The 26,128-nt window shown below is 64.0% G+C and carries 28 protein-coding genes; 11 read left to right on the top strand and 17 right to left on the bottom strand.

Going from position 1 to position 26,128, the window contains the following annotated elements; translation table 11 throughout:
- Window positions 1-31: 31 nt before the first annotated feature.
- The 3 genes from AC1DB0_RS26375 to AC1DB0_RS26365 all read right to left on the bottom strand — a co-directional run bounded on the left by AC1DB0_RS26375 (window position 32) and on the right by AC1DB0_RS26365 (window position 2,949).
- A complete protein-coding gene (locus tag AC1DB0_RS26375; protein ID WP_054427334.1) occupies window positions 32-943 on the bottom strand; it encodes a dihydrodipicolinate synthase family protein in 912 nt (303 codons plus the stop codon).
- A gap of 163 nt (window positions 944-1,106) precedes the next feature.
- The gene (locus AC1DB0_RS26370; protein ID WP_342067449.1) at window positions 1,107-2,024 is read right to left on the bottom strand and encodes an alpha/beta hydrolase; all 918 of its coding nucleotides are present in this window, start codon (window positions 2,022-2,024) and stop codon (window positions 1,107-1,109) included.
- 37 nt (window positions 2,025-2,061) lie between these two features.
- The gene (locus AC1DB0_RS26365) at window positions 2,062-2,949 is read right to left on the bottom strand and encodes a LysR family transcriptional regulator (RefSeq protein ID WP_054427336.1); all 888 of its coding nucleotides are present in this window, start codon (window positions 2,947-2,949) and stop codon (window positions 2,062-2,064) included.
- Between the two features lie 103 nt (window positions 2,950-3,052).
- Here AC1DB0_RS26365 and AC1DB0_RS26360 point away from each other — a divergent pair, with 103 nt between their 5' ends.
- A complete protein-coding gene (locus tag AC1DB0_RS26360) occupies window positions 3,053-3,475 on the top strand; it encodes a CidA/LrgA family protein (protein ID WP_342067448.1) in 423 nt (140 codons plus the stop codon).
- The gene (locus tag AC1DB0_RS26355) at window positions 3,465-4,160 is read left to right on the top strand and encodes an LrgB family protein (RefSeq protein ID WP_175171628.1); all 696 of its coding nucleotides are present in this window, start codon (window positions 3,465-3,467) and stop codon (window positions 4,158-4,160) included. Before AC1DB0_RS26360 ends, AC1DB0_RS26355 begins: the two co-directional genes overlap by 11 nt.
- 9 nt (window positions 4,161-4,169) lie before the next feature.
- Here AC1DB0_RS26355 and AC1DB0_RS26350 read toward each other — a convergent pair whose 3' ends face one another.
- Both AC1DB0_RS26350 and AC1DB0_RS26345 read right to left on the bottom strand, forming a co-directional pair.
- Complete coding sequence (locus AC1DB0_RS26350) at window positions 4,170-4,814, bottom strand: LysE family translocator (protein ID WP_054427339.1); 645 nt, start codon at window positions 4,812-4,814, stop codon at window positions 4,170-4,172.
- The gene (locus AC1DB0_RS26345; protein ID WP_476758285.1) at window positions 4,811-5,731 is read right to left on the bottom strand and encodes a DMT family transporter; all 921 of its coding nucleotides are present in this window, start codon (window positions 5,729-5,731) and stop codon (window positions 4,811-4,813) included. Before AC1DB0_RS26345 ends, AC1DB0_RS26350 begins: the two co-directional genes overlap by 4 nt.
- A 210-nt stretch (window positions 5,732-5,941) precedes the next feature.
- Between AC1DB0_RS26345 and AC1DB0_RS26340 the strand changes: the two genes are divergently transcribed.
- The 4 genes from AC1DB0_RS26340 (at window position 5,942) to fusA (ending at window position 10,695) form a co-directional block, all read left to right on the top strand.
- Window positions 5,942-7,357, top strand: coding sequence for an aminotransferase-like domain-containing protein (locus AC1DB0_RS26340; RefSeq protein WP_156337011.1), 1,416 nt, complete (start codon window positions 5,942-5,944; stop codon window positions 7,355-7,357).
- A gap of 29 nt (window positions 7,358-7,386) precedes the next feature.
- Window positions 7,387-7,731, top strand: a complete 345-nt coding sequence (locus AC1DB0_RS26335; RefSeq protein WP_054427342.1) for a protein tyrosine phosphatase family protein — start codon at window positions 7,387-7,389, stop codon at window positions 7,729-7,731.
- 99 nt (window positions 7,732-7,830) lie between these two features.
- Complete coding sequence (locus tag AC1DB0_RS26330; protein WP_054427343.1) at window positions 7,831-8,295, top strand: universal stress protein; 465 nt, start codon at window positions 7,831-7,833, stop codon at window positions 8,293-8,295.
- A gap of 288 nt (window positions 8,296-8,583) precedes the next feature.
- Entirely contained in the window at window positions 8,584-10,695 is a 2,112-nt protein-coding gene (fusA, locus tag AC1DB0_RS26325) for an elongation factor G (RefSeq protein ID WP_054427344.1), read from the top strand.
- A 10-nt stretch (window positions 10,696-10,705) separates the two neighbouring features.
- Here fusA and AC1DB0_RS26320 read toward each other — a convergent pair whose 3' ends face one another.
- Window positions 10,706-11,623 carry a DMT family transporter gene (locus tag AC1DB0_RS26320; protein ID WP_054427345.1) on the bottom strand — a complete coding sequence of 306 codons (918 nt, stop codon included), beginning with the start codon at window positions 11,621-11,623 and terminating at the stop codon, window positions 10,706-10,708.
- A gap of 302 nt (window positions 11,624-11,925) precedes the next feature.
- On the opposite strand from AC1DB0_RS26320, the gene AC1DB0_RS26315 reads away from it, so the two are divergent.
- Complete coding sequence (locus AC1DB0_RS26315; protein WP_054427346.1) at window positions 11,926-12,396, top strand: Lrp/AsnC family transcriptional regulator; 471 nt, start codon at window positions 11,926-11,928, stop codon at window positions 12,394-12,396.
- Between the two features lie 12 nt (window positions 12,397-12,408).
- Here the strand turns inward: AC1DB0_RS26315 and AC1DB0_RS26310 are convergent, their stop codons facing one another.
- Entirely contained in the window at window positions 12,409-13,218 is an 810-nt protein-coding gene (locus tag AC1DB0_RS26310) for an alpha/beta fold hydrolase (protein ID WP_054427347.1), read from the bottom strand.
- 110 nt (window positions 13,219-13,328) lie between these two features.
- On the opposite strand from AC1DB0_RS26310, the gene AC1DB0_RS26305 reads away from it, so the two are divergent.
- Window positions 13,329-13,826 (top strand): YbaK/EbsC family protein, encoded by a 498-nt coding sequence (locus AC1DB0_RS26305; protein WP_054427380.1) that lies wholly within the window; start codon window positions 13,329-13,331, stop codon window positions 13,824-13,826.
- Between the two features lie 79 nt (window positions 13,827-13,905).
- On the opposite strand, the gene AC1DB0_RS26300 is transcribed toward AC1DB0_RS26305, so the two are convergent.
- The 10 genes from AC1DB0_RS26300 to AC1DB0_RS26255 form a co-directional block, all read right to left on the bottom strand.
- Entirely contained in the window at window positions 13,906-14,703 is a 798-nt protein-coding gene (locus AC1DB0_RS26300; protein WP_346553294.1) for an ABC transporter ATP-binding protein, read from the bottom strand.
- Complete coding sequence (locus tag AC1DB0_RS26295; protein WP_346553293.1) at window positions 14,700-15,743, bottom strand: FecCD family ABC transporter permease; 1,044 nt, start codon at window positions 15,741-15,743, stop codon at window positions 14,700-14,702. Before AC1DB0_RS26295 ends, AC1DB0_RS26300 begins: the two co-directional genes overlap by 4 nt.
- On the bottom strand, window positions 15,743-16,429 hold the full coding sequence (gene ybgF / locus AC1DB0_RS26290; protein WP_054427350.1) for a tol-pal system protein YbgF: 687 nt from the start codon (window positions 16,427-16,429) through the stop codon (window positions 15,743-15,745). The genes AC1DB0_RS26295 and ybgF overlap by 1 nt, the downstream gene beginning before the upstream one ends.
- An 86-nt stretch (window positions 16,430-16,515) precedes the next feature.
- On the bottom strand, window positions 16,516-17,016 hold the full coding sequence (gene pal / locus AC1DB0_RS26285) for a peptidoglycan-associated lipoprotein Pal (protein WP_006217420.1): 501 nt from the start codon (window positions 17,014-17,016) through the stop codon (window positions 16,516-16,518).
- A gap of 31 nt (window positions 17,017-17,047) precedes the next feature.
- Entirely contained in the window at window positions 17,048-18,367 is a 1,320-nt protein-coding gene (tolB, locus tag AC1DB0_RS26280) for a Tol-Pal system beta propeller repeat protein TolB (RefSeq protein WP_054427381.1), read from the bottom strand.
- Between the two features lie 16 nt (window positions 18,368-18,383).
- Window positions 18,384-19,517 (bottom strand): cell envelope integrity protein TolA, encoded by a 1,134-nt coding sequence (gene tolA, locus AC1DB0_RS26275; RefSeq protein ID WP_054427351.1) that lies wholly within the window; start codon window positions 19,515-19,517, stop codon window positions 18,384-18,386.
- A 39-nt stretch (window positions 19,518-19,556) separates the two neighbouring features.
- A complete protein-coding gene (locus AC1DB0_RS26270) occupies window positions 19,557-20,018 on the bottom strand; it encodes an ExbD/TolR family protein (RefSeq protein ID WP_054427352.1) in 462 nt (153 codons plus the stop codon).
- Complete coding sequence (tolQ, locus tag AC1DB0_RS26265; RefSeq protein ID WP_054427353.1) at window positions 20,018-20,698, bottom strand: protein TolQ; 681 nt, start codon at window positions 20,696-20,698, stop codon at window positions 20,018-20,020. The genes AC1DB0_RS26270 and tolQ overlap by 1 nt, the downstream gene beginning before the upstream one ends.
- A 2-nt stretch (window positions 20,699-20,700) precedes the next feature.
- Window positions 20,701-21,123 (bottom strand): tol-pal system-associated acyl-CoA thioesterase, encoded by a 423-nt coding sequence (ybgC, locus tag AC1DB0_RS26260; protein WP_447981016.1) that lies wholly within the window; start codon window positions 21,121-21,123, stop codon window positions 20,701-20,703.
- Between the two features lie 59 nt (window positions 21,124-21,182).
- Window positions 21,183-22,913, bottom strand: coding sequence for a proline--tRNA ligase (locus AC1DB0_RS26255; RefSeq protein WP_447577045.1), 1,731 nt, complete (start codon window positions 22,911-22,913; stop codon window positions 21,183-21,185).
- A gap of 65 nt (window positions 22,914-22,978) precedes the next feature.
- On the opposite strand from AC1DB0_RS26255, the gene AC1DB0_RS26250 reads away from it, so the two are divergent.
- The 3 genes from AC1DB0_RS26250 to AC1DB0_RS26240 are packed head-to-tail and all read left to right on the top strand — an operon-like array spanning window position 22,979 to window position 25,757.
- Entirely contained in the window at window positions 22,979-23,551 is a 573-nt protein-coding gene (locus AC1DB0_RS26250) for an RNA pyrophosphohydrolase (protein ID WP_006217428.1), read from the top strand.
- Window positions 23,532-24,224, top strand: coding sequence for a response regulator (locus tag AC1DB0_RS26245; RefSeq protein ID WP_054427356.1), 693 nt, complete (start codon window positions 23,532-23,534; stop codon window positions 24,222-24,224). The genes AC1DB0_RS26250 and AC1DB0_RS26245 overlap by 20 nt, the downstream gene beginning before the upstream one ends.
- Window positions 24,225-25,757, top strand: a complete 1,533-nt coding sequence (locus AC1DB0_RS26240; RefSeq protein ID WP_245636468.1) for a sensor histidine kinase — start codon at window positions 24,225-24,227, stop codon at window positions 25,755-25,757.
- Window positions 25,758-26,128 lie beyond the last annotated feature (371 nt).

Raw genomic sequence — 26,128 nt, 5'->3', positions numbered from 1 at the left:
TGCTGCGGTTGGCTCAGCCGGAGCCGGCCGCTTACGTCGATTGGTATTGCTTGGGGCGCTTGGCGATGGCGGCCTGGATGATGGCGGTGCAACGCTCGCGTTCGGCGCCGACCAGCGGCAGACGCGGACGGCGCACGTGTTCGTTGCCCACACCGGCCAGCGTTTCGGCCAGCTTGATGTTCTGCACCAGCTTGGTGGAAACATCCAGGTGCAAGAGCGGCGTGAACCACTGATACAGCGCCAGCGCCTCTTGCCACTTGCCGGCTTTCATCAGGTCATACAGCGCCACGGTTTCACGCGGGAAAGCGGTGACAAGGCCTGCCAGCAGGCCGTCTGCGCCCAACGCCAGCGCTTCGAACGACAGGTCGTCCACACCGATGAACAACTGATAACGGGTGCCCAGCGCATTGCGCAGATCGGTCACGCGGCGGATGTCGTCGCTGCTTTCCTTGATGGCGACAAGCCACGGGCAGTCGGCCAGTTCGACCATGTGCTCGGGCTTCAGGTCCACGCGGTAAGCGACCGGGTTGTTGTAGATCATGCAGGGCTTTTGCGCCGCTTCCGCCATGGTGCGGATGCTTTGCATGGCTTCACGCGCGTCGGCCACGTAGATCAGCGATGGCATCAGCATGAAGCCGTCCACGCCCAGCTCGACCGCGCCCTTGATGAAGCGCAGCGCTTCGCGGGTGCTGGTTTCGGACACGTTGGCCAGCACGGGAATACGGCCGGCGCTGACTTCGATGGCGCAGCGCGTGACCTCGAGCTTTTCTTCCAACGTCAGGGTGCTGGCTTCGCCCAGCGAGCCGCAGGTGACAAAGCCGTGAACGCCGTTGTCGATCAGGAAGGCGAAGTGCTTGCGCATCGCTTCGAAGTCGAGGGTTTCGTCGGCATGGAACTTACTGGTAACGGCAGGAAATACGCCCTGCCAACGCACGTTACTCAACTGGCTTCTCCTGAAGATGCCGTCGCTGCCAAAGCGGCGCGGCGAGCAGGAGCAAAGTCTAATATTCGTTAAATATATTTAGTAGATATTTTTATATAGGAGTTTCCCGAGAACGGGTTTTCCCGGCGGTCAGAACAAGCAGGGGGAGAAGGCCGCGCCAGCGTTAGCCGGACTTGCGTTTGTAGGCGCGTGAGGCGTCTTGCATGAAGGTCTTCACGGCGGCGTCGTATTGCGGCCCGCTGCGGAAAGCGCCCGAGTGCGACGCGCCTTCGATCTTCACCAGCCGCTTCAGATCCGGCGCCACGTTGCGGGCGGCGGCGAATAGTTCATCGCTCATGGTGTGCGGCACCACGCGGTCAGCGGTGCCGTGCATGAACAACATGGGCGTGTGCATCTGGGCCAGCTTGTCGACGGAGGCAAATGGCTGCGTCACCAACAGGCTGGCGCCCGGCACCTTGCCCCAGCGCAGGGTGCCGAGCATGGCGCCGATGCTGGTGAAGCTGGATTCCACGATCAAACCCGCGAATTCCGGCTGTTCGGGCCGGGCGGCCAGATCGATGGCGATCGCCCCGCCCAGGCTGTGGCCGTAGACGAAGCGGCGTGCCGGGTCGGGTTGCAGGCGGGCCAGCTCCTTCAGCCCAGCCATCGCGTCTTCCAGCGCGCTTTCTTCCGACGGCAGGCGCGGGGTAGATGCGCCAAAGCCGCGGTAATCGATGGCCAGCACCGAATAACCCATGCGGGTCCAGCCGTCGATGCGGAAGGCGCTGCCGTTCAGGTTCCAGCGCGCGCCATGCAGGTACAGCACCGTGGGTGCATCGGCCTTGGGGCTTTGCCAGTACCAGGCGCGCACCTTATCGCCGTTGGCTAGCGCCAGATCGTAGACCTCGGTGCCGGCGGAGGGTTCGCGCCACCAGGTTTGGGGTTCGGATTGGGGCGAAAAGATGGTCTGGCGTTGCCAGGAGTCCAGGTGCGAGCAGCCGACGACGCTGGCGGCGGTGACGACGGCTACGGCAACGAGCCGGCGGATGGGGAGACGCCGGGCGGAAAGGCTGCGAGGGGAAGGACGGGGCAGGGCGGGCATGAAAAATATGACCCGATCGGGCCGGCTGGGTTCCGCATCAGAATACTCCGGGATGCACCTCGCGCGTCAATGCCAGCCACGCCTGCGCCGCGTGCGACAGATAGCCGCCGCGCCGCCAGACCAGCACCATTTCCCAGTCCGTGCCCGGGTCGCGCAGGGGCACGCGGCACACGCCTGCGTGCAGTTCTTCGCGAGCCGTGATGCGCGGCAGGAACGCCACGCCCAAGCCGGCCGCCACCAGCGCCACGATGAAATCGATTTGGCCGCTGCGTGCGGCGATGGTGGGCGCAAAGCCCGCACGCTGGCAGGCTTCATGGATGATGCGGTTCAGCGCAAAGCCCGATTCGAACAGGATGAACGGCGATTCACCCAGCTCATGCAGGCCGACAGATGCCGCGTGCGCGTGCGGATGGTCGGCGGGCATCAGCGCCACCAGCGGTTCGCGCGCCACCGGCTGCCAGTCCACATGATCCGGCACGGGTTTCAACGAGGCCGCCAATTCGATTTCACCCGCCATCACCATTTCTTCCAGCCGGCGGCTGCCGTGTTCCACCAGGCTGATTTCGATGTGCGGATACCGGCTGCGGAACCGCGCAAACATCGGCGCGAAAAGCGAACTGCTGCCAAGCGGCGGCAGCCCCAGCCGCAGCACACCGCGCTTCAGGCCCTTGAGTTCGTCCAGCTCGGCGTACAGATCATCGCGTTCGGCCAGCATCGTCAGCGCCCGCCGGTACACAATTTCGCCCGCTTCGGTCAGCCGCAGGGGCTGTGCGTGGCGATCCAGGAGCGGCATGCCCAGCTCGTCTTCAAGCTGGCGAACCGCCTTGCTGACGGTGGGCTGCGTGGCGTAGATCACTTTGGCTGCCTGGGAAAAGCCGCCCTGGCGGACCACTTCCACCAGGGCGCGCAAGGGGCGCAGGTCCATGGCTATGCCTATCCGGAATAGGGAGTATTCATCGAATTCATTTTATCTATGGGCAGGGCGGGCGTAAAACATCAGCTTGCCGCTGGTACCTGTCTGCCCCTCCATGTCTCGCCCTCGCCCTCGTCGCCTCCTTACTCCCGTCCGCATGCTGCGCGTTGCCCTGCGCCGCAGCCGCGTGCTGCAAATTGCGCTGATCGTCGTGTTTTCTTTGCTGGGCCAGGCCGTGGCCGACGCGCTGGGTTTGCCCGTTCCGGGCGGCGTCATCGGCATGGCGCTGGTGCTGTTGCTGCTGGCCACCCGCCGGCTGCGCGTGCGCAACGTCCATCGCGGCGCGAGCTGGCTGCTGGGCGAGATGCTGCTGTTCTTTGTGCCGGCCGTGATGTCGCTGTTGGACCACCGCGAATTCCTGGGGGTGCTGGGCTTGAAGCTGCTGGCCGTCATCCTGCTTGGCACCGCCTTGGTCATGACCGGCACGGCGTTGACGATCGACCTTTGCTATCGCTGGATGAACCGCCGTGCCGTTTGAATTCAACCTGGTGTTCTGGCCGCTGGCGACGGTGCTGGCCTACGTGTGCGCGCGCCTGTTTTATCGCCGCTATGCGTACTGGTGGACGTCGACGCTGGTCGTAGCGCCGGCCTTGCTGCTGGGCTTGGCGATTGCGCTGCACACCGGATACCGCGACTACATGTCTGGCTCGCATTGGCTGATGGCCATGCTGGGGCCCGTGATCGTGGCGTTTGCGCTGCCGCTGTACGAGCAGCGCGCGCTGATCCGGCGCTACTGGCCGGTGCTGGTGGCGGGCGTGGCGGTGGGTAGTTTGATTGCGGGCGTCAGCGCCTGGATGCTGGGCAGCTTGCTGGATTTGCCGCCCGGCTTGCGCCTGAGCTTATTGCCGCGTTCAGTCGCCACGCCGTTCGCGCTGGCGGTGTCGTCCCATGTGGGCGGCGTGCCCGACCTGACCGCCGTGTTCGTGATCGTGACGGGTGTGTTCGGCGCGGCCATCGGCCAGTTGATGCGGCGCTGGTTGCCGCTGCGTTCGGCGCTGGCGCGCGGCGCCTTGTTTGGCATGGGCGCACACGGCGCCGGCACAGCAAAGGCCCGCGAACTCGCGGCCGACGAGGGCGCGGTGGCGGGCCTGGTGATGGTGATGGCGGGGCTGTTCAACGTCCTGGTGACGCCCGCCGTCGTCGTGGGATTGTTGGCCGCCTGACGCTGGCGATCAATGCACCAAGTCCAGCGCCACCGGATACAACGACGCCACCAATAGCAAGGCCATGCCCACATTGAAGGCCCGAATCGCCCAGGGCTTGTGCAGCACGCGGCGCAGCGCGGTGCCGAACGTCACCCACACGCCAATGCTGGGCAGGTTGACCACGCCGCAGACAATCGTGGCGATGACCAGGTTGGCGAAGAAGCCGTTTTGCGGCGTGTAGGTGGCCACCACCCCCACCGCCATCACCCACGCTTTCGGATTGACCCATTGAAAGGCCGCCGCTTGCAGGAACGTGAACGGTTTGCCACGCGCTTCGCCATCTTCCAGGCCGCCGGAGTTGGCGATCTTCCAGGCCAGATACAGCAGGTAGGCGGCGCCGGCGTATTTCAGGATGGTGTAGAGCTGCGGCACTTGCTGGAACACCGAGCCCAGCCCGATGCCCACCAAAAAAATCATCAGCGTAAAGCCCAGGTTCACGCCCAGCAGGTGCGGCATGCTGCGGCGAAAGCCGAAGTTCAGGCCAGAGGACGCCAGCATCACATTGTTGGGTCCCGGCGTAATCGAGCTGACCAGCGCGAACAGGGCCAGCGGGCCCAGCAGCGAGGCGGAAGCCAGGGGCACGTCGGCCCAGTTGGTCGGGAACAGATTCATTTTTTGGTCCTTACGATGGCACGGCGTCCGCCGGCAATAACGGCGATCACGGCGACGGCGAACACGAAGGTTGCCGGCTCCACGGATTCGTCAAATAACAATGCGGCCGACACGACGGTCAGGAAAGGCTGCAACAACTGCACCTGTCCCACCCGGGCGATTCCGCCCACGGCCAGGCCGCGATACCAGGCAAAAAAGCCCAGAAACATGGAGCCGAACGCCAGGTAGGCGCAGGCTGAAACGACTGCGGCGCTGGGCCAGTGGGCGTGCGCGGCCATCCAGCCGACGGGCGCCACAACGACCGGGGCACTGATCGCCAGCGCCCAGCAAATGGTGCGCGAACCGCCCAGCGTGCGTGCGGCGCGTGCGCCTTCCGCATAGCCCATGCCGCCCAACACCACCGCCACCAGCAGCCAGAGATAGCCGGTGGTCAATACGCCGTCGCCTTGCCGCAGCGCGTAGGCCGTCACCAGCGCGGCGCCGGCCACGGCCCACCCCCAGAATACGGCGGACGGCCGTTCACCGCTACGCAGCGCGGCGAACGCGGCCGTCGATAGCGGCAGCAGCCCGTTGAACACGGCGCCGTTGGCAGACGGCACGGTCTGCATGGCCAGTGACGACGCCAGCGGCCAGCCCACCACGATGCCCAGCGCAGCCAGAATCACGCCAGGCCACTCTGTGCGCGTCGGCAGCCGGCTGCGCGTGATCCACAGCAACGCCACCGCGGGCACCGCAGCCACCAACGCGCGTCCCAGGCCCACCAGCAATGGGGCCAGTTCAGCCACGGCCAGGCGCGTCATGGGCAGCGTCAGCGAAAAGACCAGCACCCCCAGAAAACCATAGCCATAGCCTTCCCATACGGACGGCGGCGTGGCCGGTGCGGTCTGGGCCGAAGGGTAAAGCGATGAGCGCGTCATGATGGCTGCGAAAGAAGGAGGCGGGGCGGAAGAATCTGCTATTGCGGGCTTGCCGTATTGCTGTCACTCTACGCATAGTTATCGGTACAGTACCGATACACTTCTACATGTCACTTTAATCACTGGCCTGGTCCATTCCCCATGACAGTTGCTCCTTCCCCTGGGTCTACTCCCGCCCCGTCCCCCGCAGCGTCCTTGCCCTGGATGCCCGTGCGCCAAGCCGACGCCTCGCTTGTCAGCCAATTGGCCGACGGCCTGGCGCGCCGCATCGACGAACAAGGGTTGCGGCCCGGCACCCGCCTGCCGTCCATTCGCAAAATGGCCGAACAGTCTGGCGTCAGCCGCTTCACGGTGGTTGAGGCGTATGACCGGCTGGTGGCCCGGGGACTGGTGCAGTCCCGCCGCGGGGCAGGCTTTTTCGTCCGCGCGCGCAGTGGTCCGCTGGCGGCGGTGGCGACGGCCCCGTCGTCCCCCTTGTCGCCCACCGCGCGCGTAGACATCGCCTGGCTGCTGCGCAGCATGTTCCGCGAAACCACCGGCCCGGGCATGCCCGGTGGCGCGGGCTTGCTGCCGGCCGATTGGCTGGACCCCGACATGGTGGCCGCTGCCGTGCGCGCCGTGGGGCGCTCGGTGCGGGCGAACCTGGTCAGCTATGGCCATCCCCAAGGCTTTGCGCCGCTGCGCCAGCAGATCGCCGCGTCCTTGCAGAACGACGGCGTGCCGGCCCACCCCGAACTGAATCTGTTGACCACCAACGGCGTCACCCACGGCCTGGACCTGATCGCCCGCCACTTGGTGAAGCCCGGCGACACGGTGTTGGTGGAAGACCCGGCGTGGTTCGTTATCTTTGGCCGGCTGGCGGCATTTGGCGCGCGCCTGATCGGCGTGCCGCGTGGGCCGGATGGCCCCGACATCGCCCTGTTGGAACAGTTGGCGGCCCAGCATAAGCCCAAGCTTTTCATCATCAACAGCGCCGTGCATAACCCCACGGGCCATACGCTGTCGGCGGGTGTCGCCTACGACATCCTGCGCATCGCCGAGCGCCACGATTTCATGGTGGTCGAAGACGACACCTATGGTGAACTGCACCCCGGCGGCGCCATGAAGCTGGCGGTGCTGGACCGGCTGAACCGCGTCATCCTGGTCAGCGGCTACTCCAAGATGCTGGCCGCGAGCCTGCGTGTGGGCTATGTGGCCGCCAATCCCGAGATCCTGCAAAAACTGGCCGACTTGAAAATGCTGGCGGGGCTGACCTCGCCCGAACTGGGCGAACGTGTCGTCCATCGGGTGCTGATGGAAGGGCAGTACCGGCGCCACATTGAACGCGTCCGGACGCGGGTGGACGCCGCGCGGGAGCGATGCCTGAAAGGGCTGCTGAAGCTGGGCCTGACCGTGCCGCACGAGCCGAATGCGGGCATGTTCGTCTGGGCCGATTGTGGCCGCGACACCGAAGTGCTGGCGCGCGTAGCGGCCGACCAGGGGGTGCTGCTGGCCCCGGGTACCTTGTTTTCACCGTCGCAGGCGCCGTCGACGATGCTGCGCTTTTCGGTTTCCATTGCTGATGACCGCGGAATCTGGACCCAATTGGAAAAACTCTTCGCGCAAAACGGCTCCTACAATCAATAATACGCAGCTGAATATTTGAAGGAACCGCCATGTCCGCACCGATCAAACCCCTGACCGAAAACTTCGCCGTCGCGCCGCAACTGGGCCCTGACGACATGGCCGATGTGGCCGCCGCCGGCTACAAGAGCGTCATCATCAACCGCCCCGACTTCGAAGGCGGCCCCGACCAGCCCACCGCCGCTGACGTGTCCAAGGCCGCCGAAGCCGCTGGCCTGAAGATCGAATACCAGCCCGTGGTGGGCAGCGCCATGACCGTTTCGGACGTGGTGCGCTTCGCCGAACTGCTGAAGACCCTGCCGGGCCCCGTGCTGGCCTATTGCCGCACCGGCACCCGCTGCACCAATTTGTTCGCCGCCGCCCAGCAATTGGGCTGACGCGGCGTTTGACGCGCATCAAGCCCGCAGGGTTCGCTTGATGTGAACCTGACGGCTTTCCAGTAGCATAAAGATTCCTCTCAAACAGGAGCAGGCAAGATGTTCAAGAAGATCCTGATTCCCACCGACGGTTCGCCGCTGTCGGCACAAGCCGCCAACGCGGGCATTTCCTTTGCACGCTCGGTTGGCGCCGAAGTCGTCGCCCTCTACGTGACGCAACCCTTTGCGGCCACGATCGGTTTTGACGGCATGGCTGCCGCCTACGCCATCACCGACGAAGACTACGAAAAGGCATCGGCCGAACAAGCCGACAAGTACCTGAAACAGATTACCGACCGCGCCGACACCGGCGGAGTCAAATCCGAAGCGCGCGCCGTGTCCAACTTCAACGTGGCCGACGGTATCGTGCAAGCCGCCGCCGATTCCGGTTGCGATCTGATCTTCATTGGCAGCCACGGCCGCAGCGGCCTGTCGCGTCTGCTGCTGGGCAGCGTCACCGCCAAGGTGCTGTCGCTGGCCACCACCGCCGTGCTGGTGTATCGCGTGAAGGAAGAAAAGAAGTAAGCGTGCGGCCGCAGGCCAACGCAACAGCCCCTCTTCGGAGGGGCTTTTTTTATGGCGCGCGCCGGGCAGGGCATACCCCGGTATGACCTGGGCAAACCAATGACGCGCAGGTTCCCTCGTCAAAGGTAGTGGCAAAGCTTGTATCTTGACGCGCGGCGCGTAATATTTACGCATCAGTGCGGGCGCAGTGACGCTTCACCCCATCACGACACGCGGCATGGCGCCCGCCGCGGCAACGCCCGGTCGGGCTTGCCGTTTTGCATAGTGGTTCCCTGCAAGGAAGAGGCCATGACCCGCAAGACGCGTATCGAGCTTTACCGCAATATTGGCATCAGCGCCCATATCGACGCGGGCAAAACGACGACCACCGAGCGCATCCTCTTCTACACCGGTATCACCCACAAAATCGGCGAAGTCCATGACGGCGCCGCCGTGATGGACTGGATGGAGCAAGAGCAGGAACGCGGCATCACCATCACGTCGGCCGCCACTACCGCCTTCTGGAAAGGCATGGCGGGCAACTACCCCGAACACCGCATCAACATCATCGACACCCCGGGCCACGTGGACTTCACCATTGAAGTCGAACGGTCCATGCGCGTGCTGGATGGCGCTGTCATGGTGTACGACGCGGTGGGCGGCGTGCAGCCGCAGTCTGAAACCGTCTGGCGGCAGGCCAACAAGTACAAGGTGCCGCGTCTGGCCTTCGTGAACAAGATGGACCGCGTCGGCGCTGATTTCTTGCGCGTGCAGCGCCAGATCGCCGAACGCCTGAAGGGCGACGCCGTGCCTATCCAGTTGCCTGTCGGCGCCGAAGATCATTTCGAAGGCGTGATCGACCTGGTCAAGATGAAGGCCATTCTGTGGGACGACGCTAGCCAGGGCGTGAAGTTCACGTATGTGGACATCCCTGAAAAATTGCAGGCCGAGGCGCAGAAATGGCACGACAAGATGGTCGAGAAAGCGGCCGAAGCCAACGAGACGCTGCTTGAAAAATACCTGTCTGGCGAAACCCTGACGGAAGACGAGATCAAGCTGGGGTTGCGCACGCGCACCATTGCCAACGAGATCGTGCCCATGCTGTGCGGCAGCGCGTTCAAGAACAAGGGCGTGCAGGCGATGCTGGACGCCGTCATTGATTACATGCCGTCGCCGGTGGACGTGCCGGCCATCAACGGCCACGACGAACGTGACCGCGAAATCGAGCGCCATCCCACCGACAACGAACCGTTCTCGGCGCTGGCCTTCAAGATCATGACGGACCCGTTTGTCGGGCAGCTGGTGTTCTTCCGCGTGTACTCCGGCGTGGTGAAATCCGGCGACTCGGTCTACAACCCGATCAAGGGCAAGAAGGAACGGCTGGGCCGCATCCTGCAGATGCACGCCAACGAGCGGCGCGAGATCACCGAGGTGTATGCGGGTGATATTGCGGCGGCCGTCGGCATCAAGGACGTCACCACCGGCGACACGCTATCAGACCCGGCGCACATCATCATTCTTGAACGCATGGTCTTCCCCGAACCCGTGATCTCGCAGGCGGTGGAACCCAAGACCAAGGCCGACCAGGAAAAGATGGGTATCGCCTTGAACCGGCTGGCTCAGGAAGACCCGTCATTCCGCGTGCGTACGGACGAGGAATCGGGCCAGACCATCATCTCGGGCATGGGCGAGCTGCACCTGGAAATTCTGGTTGACCGCATGAAGCGCGAGTTCAACGTCGAAGCCACGGTGGGCAAGCCGCAGGTGGCGTATCGCGAAACCATCCGCAAGGCCTGCAACGAGGTCGAAGGCAAGTTCGTCAAGCAGTCGGGCGGGCGCGGCCAGTACGGCCACGTGGTGCTCAAGCTTGAGCCGCAAGAGCCGGGCAAGGGCTACGAGTTTGTTGACGCCATCAAGGGCGGCGTGGTGCCGCGCGAGTTCATTCCGGCGGTCGACAAGGGCATCCGCGAATCGCTGAACAATGGCGTGCTGGCGGGCTATCCGGTGGTGGATATCAAGGCGACCTTGTTCTTCGGTTCGTACCACGACGTGGACTCCAACGAAAACGCCTTCAAGATGGCGGGCTCGATGGCGTTCAAGGAAGGCATGCGGCGCGCGGACCCGGTGCTGCTTGAGCCGATGATGCAGGTCGAGGTGGAAACGCCGGAAGACTTCACCGGCAACGTCATGGGCGACTTGTCGTCACGGCGCGGCATGGTGCAGGGCATGGAAGACATCGCGGGCGGGGGCGGCAAGGTGGTACGCGCCGAAGTGCCGCTGGCCGAGATGTTCGGCTATTCGACATCGCTGCGGTCGCTGACCCAAGGGCGCGCGACCTACACGATGGAGTTCAAGCACTACGCCGAAGCGCCGCGACAAGTGGCGCAGGAAGTGATCGCGGCCCAAGGCTCGGGCCGCTGATCGGGCAGTGTCAGGCGCGGGCGGCGGCGGTGGCCGCCGTCGGCGCGATGGCCTCGTTTGCACGCATGCGCGACGAGGCCAGTTTTACGCCGATCAAGATCATCACGAAGCCATACGCATGGAACAACTGCGGGGCTTCACCCAGCAAGGGCCACGCGAGCAGCGCGGCGTAAACCGGCACCAGGAACATCGACAGCCCGGCGGTTGCCGGACCCGCCTGGCTGATCAGCCGCCCGTAGACGTAGTACGCGCCCAGGCTGGGCACCACCGCCAGGAACAGCAGCACGGCCGCCAGCCGGGGATCGGTCCACGGGGGCGTCGCGCCCGCCGCTGCTTCGATGCCAGCAAACGGCGCCAGCGCCAACACACCACCCAGCATCATCACCGCCAGCCGGGCGCTGGCCGGCACGGCCGGCAAGGGCAGCCGCTTTTGCAGCACGGTGTAGAACGCCCAGCCGGTGGCGGCCAGCAGCACCCACAAGTCACCCTGGCCGAACGCCAATCGGGCCAACGCCTGGGCATCACCGCGCGCCAGCACGACCAGCACGCCGCCCAAGGCCAACGCCAAGCCGGCCGCACGCAGCGCCGACAGCGGCTTGCGCCAGATCAGCGCTTCCAGCAGCGCCACCAGGATGGGGCTGCACGAAAAGATCAGGGCGATATTGGTGGCGCTGGTGGTCTGCGCGCCGATGTATTGCGGCGCCACGGCCACGCCCATGCCCAGCACGGCCAGCGGCAGCAGGGCGGGCAAGCCGCGCCACAACGCGCGGCGATGCGTGCGCAATGCGGGGGCGGCCAAGGGCAACAGGATCAGCAAGGCCAGCAGCCAACGGCCGAAGGCAAGGAAAACAGGGGGAAGGCTGGCGTCGTGCGCCCAGCGGGCGGCGACCATATTCGAGGCGAATAGCGCCGGGGCGGTCAAAAGCATGGCGGCGCCGGATAGGCCCAGACCGGTTCTTGCGGGGACTGCTGCTGCGTGAGACATGGTTTCCAGCCGCGCGGATCGGCGCGCGGGTTGCTGCGTGGGAACTGCCGGCACTTCTGCCGGGTTGTGCCGCAGCGAAAGCGCCGAAATCCGACGGGCGGGATAGATGCCCGTCTTGCTGGAAAGTCTACGGCCAGGGAAACAAAATAGGTTTCCTGATTCACGCCAGTTTGGTGCTTTATGGAAAATATCTATCTTGTAGAATTTATTTTTACAGAGATATTCTCTTTGCAGGTGCGCCGTCCATGTCCACTCCTCCCAAAATCGACGATACCGACCGCAAGATCCTGCGCGCGCTGCGCTTGGATGGCCGGCTGACGAACCTGAAGCTGGCCGAGCAGGTGGGCTTGTCGCCCACACCCTGTTGGAACCGCGTGAAGGCGTTGGAAGAGGCGGGGGTGATTGAGGGCTACGCGGCCCTGCTGAACCAGAAAGCGTTGGGCTTGCCGGATACGGTGATGATCGAAGTGACGCTGGAGCACCACGACGACGAGACGCTGGCGCGGTTCGGCGAAGAAATCACCCGGCTGCCCGAAGTGGTCGAAGCCTTTCTTGTCACAGGCGAATATGACTACCTGATCAAGGTGGCCGTGGCCGGTACCGAAGGCTACGAGGAATTCCTGCGCAAGCGCCTGTACAAGCTGCGCGGCGTGCGCCACAGCCGGTCTACATTTGTGCTGCGCCGCTTGAAGCACACGCCTTCGGTCGAACCGTGAGCACCGGGGCGTTCAGCCCCCCAGGAATTCCTGGATCGCGCCGTTGAAGGCGCGCGGATTGCCCAGGTTCATGCCGTGCGACGACCCCACGACGGTGACCCGATGCGCGTGCGGCAGCCATTGCGACAGCGCATCCAGCACGGCAGGGTAGGGCGCGGGGCTGAGCGCGCCGCCGATCAACAGCGTGGGTAACTTCAGCGTGGCGATCTGCTGCGGCGTCAGGGTTTCCGGCTTTTCGTCGGCCTGGCCAAAGAGCGTGCCCACGTTGTCGCGCACCATCTCTTTGAACCACGGCACCATGCGTTGCCAGGTGTCTGGCCCCGTCACGGTGTCCACGAACAACGCCAGGCCTTCCTCGATTTCGCCTTGCCGGATCAACGCCAAGGCGCGCTGGCGAAAGCCGCCCCGCGCATCATCGCCACCGGGCAAGGGCAGGCCGGGATCGGCCAGCGTCAGGCTGCGCAGCGCATCGGGCTGGCGCAAGGCCACTTCCAGCGCCACGCGGCCGCCGCGCGAATGGCCCACCAGATGGGCGGGGCCGCCTGCGACGGTATCAATGAATTCCAACACATCGTCTGCGTGCTGATCGATGGAAAATCCATCGCCTTCGCCGTCCCAGGATTCCGGCCAGTAGCGGCGCAGGCACACCGCCAGCACGCGGAACGATTTGCCCAGCGGCGCCATCTGCGACTTCCAGTAGCGGCAGTCAGACAGGGAACCGTGCACCAGCACCATGGGCGCGCCGCTGCCGTATTCGGTGTAGGACATGGCGTAGCCGCCGATCAGGGCGGTTTGCAGGGGCAAGACGGGTTCGGAACGCATGAGGGGCAGGAAGGGGAAAGCCAGGTCCGCATTCTAGCCCGGCACGGCGTGACGCCAGTGCGCGCCGCCGCTGATAAACTCGTTCGCAGTCTTACACGGAGCCCATCACGATGTCCCCTGAGTCTCTTGCCGCCTTGCCCGAATCGGCCCAACGCGTGGCCCGTCTGTTGCTGGAAATTGGTCACGACAAACCCGTCGTGGTCCTGCCGCAAACCGGCAAGACATCGGCGGAAGCCGCGGCGGGGCTAGGGTGTGAGGTGGCGCAGATTGCGAAGTCAATCATCTTCCGGCGCGCTGCCGACAATGCGCCGGTGCTCGTCATCGCCAGCGGCGCCAACCGCGTGGACGAGGCCAAGGTCGCCGAGCAGGTCGGCGCATTGGCCAAGGCCGACGCCAAGTTCGTGCGCGACAACACGGGTTACGCGATTGGCGGCGTCTGCCCCATCGGCCATGCCGTTAAACCGGTGATGCTGTTGGACGCTGACTTGTTCAATTACGACAGCCTGTGGGCTGCGGCCGGCCATCCGCACGCCGTGTTCAATCTGACCCCGCAGCAGTTGGCTGACATGACCGGCGCGCCGGTGGTGGATGTGGCTCAGCGCGCCTGAATTCAGTACTTGAGCCCTAGCGGCTGACTTTCTGCGACTGAGCCAGCACGCGGGTCCCAGCGCTTGTGGGGCGCCTGCTTCAGCGCGGGTGCTCGTCCAGCCCGTCGATCAGTACTTGCCGCAAGCCTCGCGAGCAGGCCTCGACCCGCGCTTGCACGCCATACACGGCCGCAAGCGATGCAGGCGTGATGACGTCCGCCGGCTTGCCTTGCGCGTGCAGCCGGCCTGCCTGAATCATCACGGCGCGGTCGGCGTGCTGTAAGGCCACGTTCAAGTCGTGCAGCACGATGATGCTGATCAGCCGGTGTTCCTGCGTTTCCTGCTTCAGCAGGCGCATCACGTGGAATTGGTAATTCAAGTCCAGGGCAGACAGGGGTTCGTCCAGCAGCAGCACGCGCGGATGGCGGATCAGCGCTTGCGCCAGCCCGACCAACTGCTTCTGTCCGCCTGACAGCGCATCCAGGTAATGCATCGCCAAGTGCGCGATGCCCAGCCGATCCAGCAGCCGCTCGATAGCGGCCATGTCCACGGGGGGCGCCAACGCATTGTGGCTGGCATTGGCCGCGACCAGCACCGATTCAAAGACGCGCAGGTGCACGGCGGCCGGCAGGCTCTGCGGCAGATAAACCATGTGCTGGGCGCGTTCACCGACGCCCAGCCGGTTCAAGTCTTGGCCGTTCAGCAAGACGCGCCCGTGGCGGGTACGAACGAGCCCGGCCAGCGCCTTGAGCAAGGTGGATTTGCCGCTGCCGTTCGGGCCGAGCAGGGCGGTGACTTCCCCCGCCGCCAAGGCTGGAATCGATAGCGCGTGCAACACGTCCTCGCGGCCATAGCCCGCGCTTAGTTGATCGATATCCAGGGGGGCTCCGCGCGTCATGGCAGTTGCCGGCGCAGCACCACCGCCACGAAAAAGGGAATGCCGACCAACGCTGTCACGATGCCCACGGGCACGACCACATCTGGCAGCAGATTTTTCGAGACGACGGAAGCCAGGGACAAAATCAGCGCGCCCACCAGCGCGCTGCCCGGCAGATAAAAACGATGGTCTTCACCGAACAGGCGGCGCGCAATGTGCGGGGCCACCAATCCGATGAAACCAATCGTGCCGACAAAAGCCACGGCCAACGCCGACAGCAGGCTGACGCGCGCCAGCGCCGCGACACGCACCCGGCGCACGTCCACGCCGAAACTGGCGGCGCGGTCTTCGCCCAAGCGCAGCGCGGTCAGCTTCCAGGATTGGCGCATCGCCACCGGCAGCGTCAGCACGATTGCCGTCACCATCACGCCCACGCTCGTCCAGCTGGACCGCGCCAGGCTGCCCATGGTCCAGAACACCAGGCTCTGCAACGCTTCCGCGCTGGCCAGGAACTGCACCAGCGACACCAGTGCATTGAACGTGAACACCATCGCAATGCCGAACAGCACGACGCCCGACGTGTTCATGCCGCTCCATCGGGCGACGGTGTCCAGCAACAATGCCGCCCCGATTGCAAACACGAAGGCGTTGCCTCCGATCAGCCAACCACTGGGCACGCCTGGAATGCCAAATTGCAAGACGATCGCCAGCGACGCGCCCAAGGCGGCGGCCGACGACACGCCCAGCGTGTAAGGGCTGGCCAGCGGGTTGTTCAGGATGGTCTGCATTTCGGCGCCTGCCAGCCCCAAGGCCATGCCCACCAGGGCGGCCATCAAGGCGGAAGGCAGTCGGATGTCCCACACGATGACGCGGTAGGTGGCGTCGGCGGCTTCCGGCGCGCTCAACGTTCGCCACAGCTCGCGCCAAGGCAGGCCCGTTGGGCCGATGGTGAAGTCGATCAGCAGCGCTATGAAAATCGCCGCCAGCAGCAGGGCGATAAGCCCTGCGCGGCGGCGCAGGATGTGCCGGTACGCGCTGACCGCGCTAGCGGCGTGGCGCATTACTGCAGCAGTTGCAGGCGGCTCTTGGCCGTGCTTGCCGCGGGCGAGTTCGGGTAGTCGCGAACGATGCGCTGCAGCGACGCCTTGGCGCCGGCGCGGTTGTTCAGTTCGATCTGGCCGCCGGCGATGATCAGCAGGGCGTCCGGCGCGCGCGCGTTGTCGGGCGACTTCTGCACCATGGCGGTCAGCTGTTCGATGGCGCCCTTGAAGTCCTTCATGCCGTAGCGGCTGCTGCCCAGGTAGAACTGTGCGCTGGGAGCCAGCTGGCTGTTCGGGTAGAGGGCGGTAAAGGCGGCCAGCGATTCGGCGGCGTCCTTGTACTGGCCTTTGCGGAACAGGTCCATGGCGCCGTCATAGGCGGCTTGTTCTTGCGGGTCGCCCGCAGCGGTGCCCGGCGGGTTCGTGCCGCTGGGTGCGCCCGGCTTGGCGCTGGGCTGTTGGCGGGACACCAGTTCCAGCTGGTCGCGCAATTGGGCGACTTCCTGTTGCAGGGATTGAATCTGGTCGGCCAATTGCAGCTTGGCGCGCTGGCTTTGCTCGTTCTGCTGCTGAACCTGCTGACGCAAATCCAGAATGGCCTTACGAGCCTCGTCATCGGAAAAAGCGTGAGCGGGCGCCGTCAGGGCCGCAAGCACCAGGCCAGTGGCCACCATCAGAGGACGCAGAGACAGAACGTTATCGCGCATGAATATTCCCGGGTATAAAAACAAACGTCGGGACGGCCGGCTGACCGTCCCGACGCGTGGTAGGGCTCTTGGACTAAGCGAAAAGCTTAACGCAGATAGTTGATATCGGCGCGGCGGTTTTCAGCAAAGTCGGCTTCCGACGTACCCGTCGACTTCGGCTTTTCTTTACCGAAGCTGATGGTTTCGATCTGGTTGTCGCTGACGCCCAGCAGGGTCATCATGCGACGCACGGCGTCTGCACGACGCTGGCCCAGGGCCAGGTTGTACTCAGCACCGCCGCGTTCGTCGGTGTTGCCTTCGATCTTGACCTTCTGCTGCTGGTGCGAAGCCAGGTAGCGGGCGTGGGTTTCGACCAAGCCGCGGTACTGGTCCGACACGGTGTAGCTGTCGAAATCAAAGTACACCGAGCGCTGTTGCGCCAGGATGCTTTGGGGGTTAAAGGGATCAAGGATTTGGCCAGAGGCCGAAGATCCTTGGCCAGCGCCTCCGCCCTGACCCGCTTTATCGTCGAGAGGGACGGAGCTGCAAGCTGCCAGCGTGGCAGCCAGAGCGGCAATGGTCAGGCTTTTGGCAATGCGCGACTTCATGATAGTTCCTTTGCAAAGAGAGTCACACGTGTTATCGGGTAAATGGGCCCCAAGTCGGTTCACGTATTTCCCCGTTCAGTACCGAAAGCGTCTGCCGTACGCGGCCATCGCTCGAGACACCCGCAAGTACGCTACGGCCATTTTGGATAGCGGCGTAAAGGACTTGCATGCCATTCGGCGCGAAACTTGGCGACTGATCGTCACGACCATCAGTGATCAAGGATTCGGAGCCTGAGGACAGGTTCAACGACGCGATTCGAAACGCGCCGTCGCGTCTTGCAACGTACAGCAGCGTCGATCCATCGGGGGAAATTCGGGGTGATATGTTGTAACCACCATTAAACGTGAGGCGGCGTGCGTCGCCACCTGTCGAGCCGGTCTGGTAGATTTGCGGCCCGCCGCTGCGGTCACTCGTAAAGATAATGGAAGCACCGTCTGGCGTAAAGGTCGGTTCGGTGTCAATCCCGGGAGAACGCGTAACTCGCGTGGGATTCGACCCGTCGGACGCGCCAACGATGTAAATTTGCGACAAACCATCACGCGTCAACGCCACGGCAAGCTTGGAGCCATCGGGCGACCAGGCGGGGGCGCTGTTGTTGCCCTTGAAGTTGGCAACGGGAACGCGGGCGCTGGTGGCCAATGTGTGCACGTAGACAACCGGCTTGCCGGACTCGAAGCTCACGTAGGCCAGCTTGGCGCCATCGGGCGACCAGGACGGCGAAATGATGGGCTCGCGCGAACGCAGGGCCACTTGCGGGTTTTGCCCGTCAGCGTCGGCCACTTGCAGTTCGTAGGTCGCGCCCTTCTTCAGCACGTAGGCGATGCGCGTCGAGAACACGCCGCGAACGCCGGTGATCTTCTCGTAGATGCGGTCAGCAATCTGGTGGGCAACGCGGCGCAGTTCTTGCTCGGTGCCCGAGAACGCCACGCCATCCAGTTGGCCCTTCTTGACCGTGTCGGCCAAGCGGTAGCGCACGTCGTAGCGGCCATCGGCGCCACGGGTGATGCTGCCGTAAGCCAGGAAGTCGGCGCCTTTACCGCGCCAATCGTCATGGGCGATGGGGGAGTCGACGTTCAGGCCGGAGCCGGCGGCGTTGATCAGGCGGAACTGGCCCGTGCGGGTCAAGTCAGCGCGGATCACTTCGGCCAGGGCGCGGCCGTGGGTGTCATCAACGGCGAAATCGGCGATGGCGACGGGATACTGCGTCGCGCCAGTGCCAGAAATATCAACACGCAATTGCGCATGGGCGGGTTTCACTGCCATCAGGCAGAGCGCGAGCATCAGCAAGCCGAGCCCATACGATCGCCAGAGAGCGAGGAGCGAGCCTCGTCGGCTATAAGCGGGAGTCATATTCATCAATCTCCTGTCAATCATACATTTTGTGCACTACGTCAATGAACTTGTCGTAGCCGCCCGTGGAGGGCTTCGGGAAGGGGTTGCAACGGCGGATGCCGGTTTCGACCGCGCGGTCGAATGCCGGATTGCCCGACGATTCGGTCAGCGACACGCCGTTCACCTTCCCGTCAGTGCCTAACTGTACCCGGTATTGTGCCGTCGGATTGGTGCTGCCGGCCCGCGGCGGAGGCTGATATGCCACGCCCGGCAGGATGCAAGCGCGCACCTTTGCGGCATAGCCGTTATCGCGTCCACCGCCCGCCTGATTGCGGTCAGCCGTGCCGCCGGGGATGCCGGCTGCGCCCAGGGCGTCGTTGCGGAATGCGTCCTTCAACGCCTTGTCGGCAGCCGCCTTCTTCGCGGCAGCGGCCTTCTCGGCGGCCGCTTTTTCAGCAGCAGCCTTCTCCGCAGCGGCCTTCTCTGCCGCCGCCTTTTCGGTAGCCGCCTTTTCAGCGGCAGCCTTCTTGGCGGCGTCGTCCTTGGCCTTCTTTTCAGCAGCGGCCTTGTCGGCAGCGGCCTTCTCGGCGGCAGCCTTGTCAGCAGCGGCCTTTTCAGCCGCAGCCTTCTCGGCCGCTTTCTCGGCGGCAGCCTTTTCCGCAGCCTGGCGTTCTTGCTCCAGGCGCTTCTTCTCTTTCAGTTCAGCCTGCTTGCGTTCCTCTTCGAGGCGCGCCTTTTCCTTGGCTTCCGCCGCCTGGCGAGCCTTCTCTTCCTGCTCGCGCTTCTTCTTGGCTTCCTGAATGGCGATCTCGGGGTCCACTTCCTCGGTCTTCGGCTGAACCTGGGGTTCAGGCTTGGGCGGAGGAGGGGGAGGAGGCGGTGGCGGCGGCTCGGGCGCCTTTTCAGGCTCCGGCTGCGGCTCGGGCTTGGGTTGCGGCTTGGGCGGTTCGGGTTGGGGCGTGGGCGGCGGGGCGACGGGCGAATTGCCGTCAGCCCAGAGTTGGACCTCGACGGGGCCGGGGGCCTCCGTGCGCCAGTTCACGCCAAAGATCAAGGCGACCAGCAGCAGCAAGTGCACCGCCACAGCCAGAATGAGCGCATTCCGGTTGTCGTTGTTAGGCGGGGTGGCGGGTGGGCCGCTGCGGTGTCGAATTATGGGTGGCGTCATGGGCGTTGCGTGCCGGACATGCCGGCGGAAGGCGGCACGTTAGCGTTTTTTCGCGGATGCGGGCTGGGAGGAACCGGCGGCGGACTGATCCACCAGCAGGCCCAGGCGGGTGATGCCGTTGGTGCGCAGTTCGTCCATCACCTTCACGACCGTCTCGTAGGGCACCTTGCCGTCGGCGGCGATGACCACCGGCGTTTCCGCGGTAATACGCGAACGCACTTGCGCCACCAGTTCGGGGCGCGCGATGTCCTGCAGGGTTGCGCCGGGTTCGCGCATGCGCAGGGCGATCTTGCCATCTTCCGAAATCTGGACTTCCAGCGGCTTCACGGGCACGTCCGAGGCCGCCCCGACCGAGGGCAACTGGATCAGGCCCGGCGTGATCAGGGGCGCGGTCACCATGAAGATGACCAGCAGCACCAGCATCACGTCGATGTACGGCACCACGTTGATGTCGGCCTTCATGCGGCGGCCGGACCTGCCGCGTGAGCTTACCGAGGGCATTAGCGCACCTGCCGTTGCAGAATGTTCAGGAATTCATCGACGAAGCTGTCGAAACGGATCGAGATGCGGTCGATGTCATTCGTGAAGCGGTTGTAGGCGACCACGGCGGGGATGGCGGCGAACAGGCCGATGGCGGTAGCGATCAGCGCTTCCGCGATACCGGGCGCCACCGAAGCCAGCGTGGCTTGCTGCATGTTCGACAGGCCGATGAAGGCGTGCATGATGCCCCAGACCGTACCCAGCAGGCCGATGTACGGCGACACCGAACCGGCCGAAGCCAGGAAGTTCAGGTGCGATTCCAGCGAATCCATTTCGCGTTGGTAGGCGGCGCGCATGGCGCGGCGCGGGCCGTCGAGCAGGGCGGTGGCGTCACCGGCGGAGTTACCGCGGCGGGCCTTCAGGAATTCGGTCATGCCGGCATCGAAGATGCGGGCGAGGGCGCCCTGTTCATCGCGGCGCGAGGCCACGGCCTGTTGCAGCATGGACAGGTCGCCGCCCGACCAGAAGTCGTCTTCAAAGCGGCGCGTCTGGGTATGCGCGCGCTTGATGGCCAGGCGTTTGGCGAAAATATAGGTCCAGGACATGATCGAAATGCCCAACAGCATCAGCATGATCAGCTGGACCGGCACGCTGGCGTGCGAAATCAGCGAAAGCAACGACATGTCGTTGGTGACTTGCATGGTTATTCCTGAATGAATTCCAGTTTTGCGCGAACGTCAGCCGGCATCTCCGCCGGCCGCATGTGAATGGCGTCGACACAGCAGACTTGGATGTTGCCTTCGGCAAGCAGTTCCCCGTCGCGTTCCGCGCGCTGCGCGAAGTGTATCGAAGCGCGGCCGAGTTTGGTGATTCGGCTGCGTATGGTAAGCAAATCGTCTAGCTTGGCCGGTTTCCGGTAAGACATGTCCAAGGAGCGGACAACAAATAAGCGTTGTTCGCTGGCGGCCAGGCTGGACTGGTTGACTCCCAGGTTGCGCAGCCACTCGGTGCGTGCGCGTTCCAGGAATTTCAAGTAGTTAGCGTAGAAAACCACCCCGCCCGCATCCGTGTCTTCGTAATAGACACGGACTTGCAGGAGGGATTCGGCAGACTTCGGATCGGTCACGGTACGGATAGGCAATGAAGCGGGGTCGGGACGCGGGAAGTCCGTAGCTACTATGGGGTTTAAAGGGTGTCGAGTTTCGTCAGCACCGCTTCAAGCGCGGACTCTACCGGAATCTTGGCCGCTTCGGTTTCCCGACGCGCTTGTAATTCCACCACACCATCGTTCAGGCCGCGTTCTCCAACTGTTACACGCAGCGGGGCGCCAATCAGTTCCCACTCGGCAAACATGACGCCGGGGCGGGCATCGCGGTCGTCCAGAATGACGTCCACGCCGCGCGCCAGCAGCGATTCATAGAGCTTCAGGGCAGTGTCACGCACCGTTTCACTTTTGCCCCAGCCCACCGGGCAAATCACCACTTCGAACGGGGCAATGGCGCGGGGCCAGATGATGCCGCGGGCGTCGTGGTTCTGCTCGATGGCGGCGCCCACGATACGGGTCACGCCGATGCCGTAGCAGCCCATTTCCAGCGTGGCCGGCTTGCCGGTTTCGTCCAGGAAGGTGGCTTTCAGGGCTTCGGAGTACTTCTTGCCCAGGTAGAAAACGTGTCCTACTTCGATGCCGCGCTGGATGGAAAGCGTGCCCTTGCCATCCGGCGACGGGTCGCCCGCGACCACGTTGCGCAGATCGGCCACGAGCTCGGGCTCGGGCAGGTCGCGGCCCCAGTTTACGCCCTGGATGTGGAAATCTTCTTTGTTCGCGCCGCAGACGAAATCGGCCATGTTGGCAACCGTACGGTCGGCAATCACGTGCACCGGCTTGGCCGTCTTGACCGGACCCAGGTAGCCGGGCTTGCAACCGAAATACTCGACGATCTCGCTTTCGGTGGCGAAGCGGAAGCCCGCCAGGCCCGGCAGCTTGCCCGTCTTGATCTCGTTCAGTTCGTGGTCGCCGCGCAAGAGCAGCAGCCAGATGTCGACTTTGCCCTTGTCGCCGTCGGTGGCCAGGACGATCGACTTGATCGTCTTTTCCAGCGGCAGGCCCAGCAGCTTGGCCACGTCTTCGCACTTGGCCGCGCCGGGGGTGGCGACGTCGGCCATGGCTTGGGTGGCGTCACCGCGGGTCGGGTACAGCGCCACGGCTTCGGCCAGCTCGATGTTGGCGGCGTAGTCGGTGTCGGCGTTGTAGACCAACAGATCTTCGCCGGTGTCGGCGATAACCTGGAATTCATGGCTGCGCGTGCCGCCAATGGAGCCCGTATCGGCCGCAACGGCGCGGAATTCCAGGCCCAGACGGCTGAAAATCCGCATGTACGCGGCGTACATGTTGTCGTAGCTCTTGAGCGCGCCCGCTTCGTCACGGTCGAAGGAGTAGGCGTCCTTCATGGTGAATTCGCGGCCGCGCATCAGGCCGAAGCGCGGACGGCGTTCGTCACGGAACTTGGTCTGAATGTGATAGAAATTCAGCGGCAGCTGGCGATAGCTGTGGATTTCGTTGCGCGCGATGTCCGTGATGACTTCCTCGGACGTGGGCTGCAGCACGAAGTCGCGCTGATGGCGGTCTTTGATGCGCAGCAGTTCAGCGCCGTACTGCTCCCAGCGGCCCGATTCCTGCCAGAGTTCGGCGGGTTGCACCACCGGCATCAGCAGCTCGATGGCGCCCGAGGCGTTCATTTCCTCGCGGACGATAGCCTCGACCTTGCGGATGATCTTCAGGCCCAGGGGCATGTAGGTGTAGATGCCGCCCGCGAGTTTGCGGATCATCCCGGCCCGGGTCATCAGCTGGTGGCTGGCGACTTCGGCTTCGGAAGGGGCTTCTTTGAGGGTGTTGATGTGGTAGTTGGATGCGCGCATGTTTAAAGGTGGCAGCAGATACGTATAATCGACTGTAATTGTATTGAATTCGGTGGGGGTGGCCCATGCTTGACCGCGAAGGCTACCGCCCCAATGTCGGCATCATTCTCGTCAACAGTCGAAACGAGGTCTTTTGGGGCAAGCGTATCAGGGAACATGCATGGCAGTTCCCCCAGGGCGGCATCAAATATGGCGAAAGCCCGGTGCAGGCCATGTATCGCGAACTCCATGAAGAGGTGGGCTTGAAGCCCGAGCATGTCCGTATTTTGGGGCGTACACGCGATTGGTTACGTTATAACGTGCCCGATCACTTCGTCCGGCGTGAGTGGCGTGGCCACTATAAAGGACAAAAACAGATTTGGTTCTTGTTGCGCCTGGTAGGACGTGACAGTGATGTGTGCTTGCGCGCGACGCAGCATCCGGAATTCGATGCCTGGCGCTGGAGCCAGTATTGGGTGCCCCTGGACGCCGTGATCGAGTTCAAGCGTGACGTCTATACCCAGGCGTTGAACGAGTTGTCGGCGATCCTCTTTCGGCGTCATCACGAAACCCGCTACCTGCGCCAGCGCGTGCATGGGCAGCGGGCAGCAGAGAATTTGCCCGAAGGAACGGACGGTCATGCGCATATTGTTGGTTGAAGACGAACGGGACATGGCGTCCTGGTTGATGCGCGCGCTCGCCCAGAGCGGGTTTGTGCCGGACCATGCGGCAGACGCCCGCACGGCCGAGGCATTCATGGCAGGCACGGAATATGACGCCATCGTCATGGACCTGCGCCTGCCCGACAAGCACGGGCTGGTCGTCTTGCGTGAAATGCGCAACCGCGACGACCGCACGCCCGTGCTGTTGTTGACGGCCCAGGGCGCATTGCAGGATCGGGTCCGTGGCCTGAATCTGGGTGCGGACGATTTCCTGACCAAGCCTTTCGCGTTGGAAGAACTGGAAGCGCGGCTGACCGCGTTGGTGCGCCGCAGCCGTGGCCGCCAGCATCCGCGCCTGCAATGCGGCTCGCTCTCGTACGACAGCGAAAGCCGCGCCTTCACGCTGGACGGTTCCTTGTTGTTCCTGACGCCCCGCGAACATGCCGCGCTGGCCGCGTTGCTGACCCGCAGTGGCTACCCCGTGGACAAGTCACAATTGTTCGGCAAAGTCTTCACGCATGACAGCGAAGCCAACCCCGACGCCATCGAGGTCGTGCTGCACCGTCTGCGCAAGAAGCTCGCCGGCAGCGACGTGCGCATCGTTACCGTGCGCGGATTGGGCTACATGCTGGAAAGTGTCGCCAGCGAATCCGCCGAATCGGAATCCTAAGTGAGCTTGCGGATTCCGGGGCTGCCGCGCGTCGGCATCCGCGCGCTGCTGATCATCCTGCTGCTGCCCGGCGTGGTGGTATTGCTGGTCATCGACAGCCTGAACGATTACCGCACCCTGGCCGAAATCACCAACGAGGCGTATGACAGCGCCTTGGTGGAACCCGCGCGCGTGCTGGAAAGCAGCCTCGAATTCACGCCGGACGGCAACTTGCAAGTGGCCACGCCGCTGTATGCGCAGGTGATGCTGGAATCCCGCGCGGGCCTGCGCAAGTATTTCCGCATTGAACAGATTGATCCCCCGCTGCCGGATGGTTCGCCCGTGCCGACGGACCAGGGCAAGACGCTCTTGGGCATGCCCGAAATGCCGCGTCCCCCGACCTGGCCGCGTTCCAACGGCCAACCCATCTTCTACGACGGCGTTTATCGCAACGATCCGGTGCGCGTCGTGTCGGTGGTGCGCGATCTCTATTACCAGGGCCAGCATCGTCAGGTGCTGGTTGTGGTGGCGGAAAGCACGGGTAAGCGGATCGAAGCGGAGAACAATGCGCGGCGCCAGGAAATTCTGCGTGACGCGCGAATGCTGGCGCTGGTGGTGGTGCTGGTGTGGTGGGGCGTGTCGTGGGCGTTGAAACCGTTGCGCCGCCTGCGTGCCGATATCCGCAATCGCCGTCCCGACGACCTGACGCCGCTGGACGCCTCGCGCGTGCCTAGCGAGGTGTCGCCGCTGGTCGACGCCGTCAATCACCATATCGCCCGCTACCGCCGCGTGTTGGATGAGCAGTCGCATTTTCTGGCGGACGCGTCGCATCAGCTGCGCACGCCGCTGGCCATCATGTTGACGCAGGCGCAGTACGCGCTGCGTGAGCGCGACCCGGCGCGTACCCGCGAAGGGCTGCGCGCCATCGTGGACCAGTTGGGCCGCACGCGCCGCCTGACCGAACAGCTGCTGTCTTTGGCGCACGCCAACCAGGCGGATCAGTTGCCGCGCCAATTGCTCGACATGAATGCCGTGTCGCGCGAAGTCGTGCTTCAGTACTTGCCGCTGGCACACGAGAAGCAGCAGGATCTGGGCTGGGTGCAGGCTGTTTCGGAAGCGGGGCTTGAAGTGGCCGCGCCGGTATCGGGCAACGAGGCCGAGCTGCACGAAGCCCTGTCCAATCTAGTGCACAACGCCATTCATTACGCGCCGGTCGGCGCGCGCATCACCGTGTCGGTCAACCGGCTGGAGCATCGCGCCGAGGTGTCCGTATCCGACAATGGCCCCGGCCTCGACCCCGACTTGCGCGGCCGTGCCTTCGCCCGTTTCGAACGCGTGGGCACGGATAAACCCGTCACCTCCAGCGGGTCTGGTCTGGGGTTGGCCATCGCGCGCGCCTATGCGCGCCGAAATGATGGCGACATTGAACTGCGCGATGGCGAGCCCAATGCGCAAGGCGGAGTCGGCCTGGCGTCGGTGCTGTGGCTGCCGCTGGCACCCACCGTGTCTCAGTACCCGCGGCCGCTTGATGTCGAGCTGAAAGGCGAGCAATAAAGCGAGCATCAAAGCAGGCAATAAAGCAGGCAGCAGAGCAGGCATCGACGCAGGTCACAAAGCAGGCATCAAAGCAGGTCACAAAGCAGGCCACAAAGCAGGCCACAAAGCAGGCATCAAAGCAGGTCACAAAGCAGGTCACAAAGCAGGCATCAAAGCAGGCATCAATGCCGGCAACATCGCTGCTTTCACCCCCCGGCTTTCAAATTTTTTTCTCTTTTCCCCCTTTCTTACGCCGCATCCACTCAGGGATAACCCCTGAATTCAGGAATGCGACAGCGCATAGAAAGCGGATTAGCAGCTTCCCTCCGTAATCTGCGCTCCGGCTCGTTGTTAAAGGGCCGGGCGAGGCTCGTGTCGAGCGCCGCATC

Source organism: Achromobacter sp. 10T422 (assembly GCF_056394065.1).
This window is presented reverse-complemented; position numbering and strand designations above follow the sequence as displayed.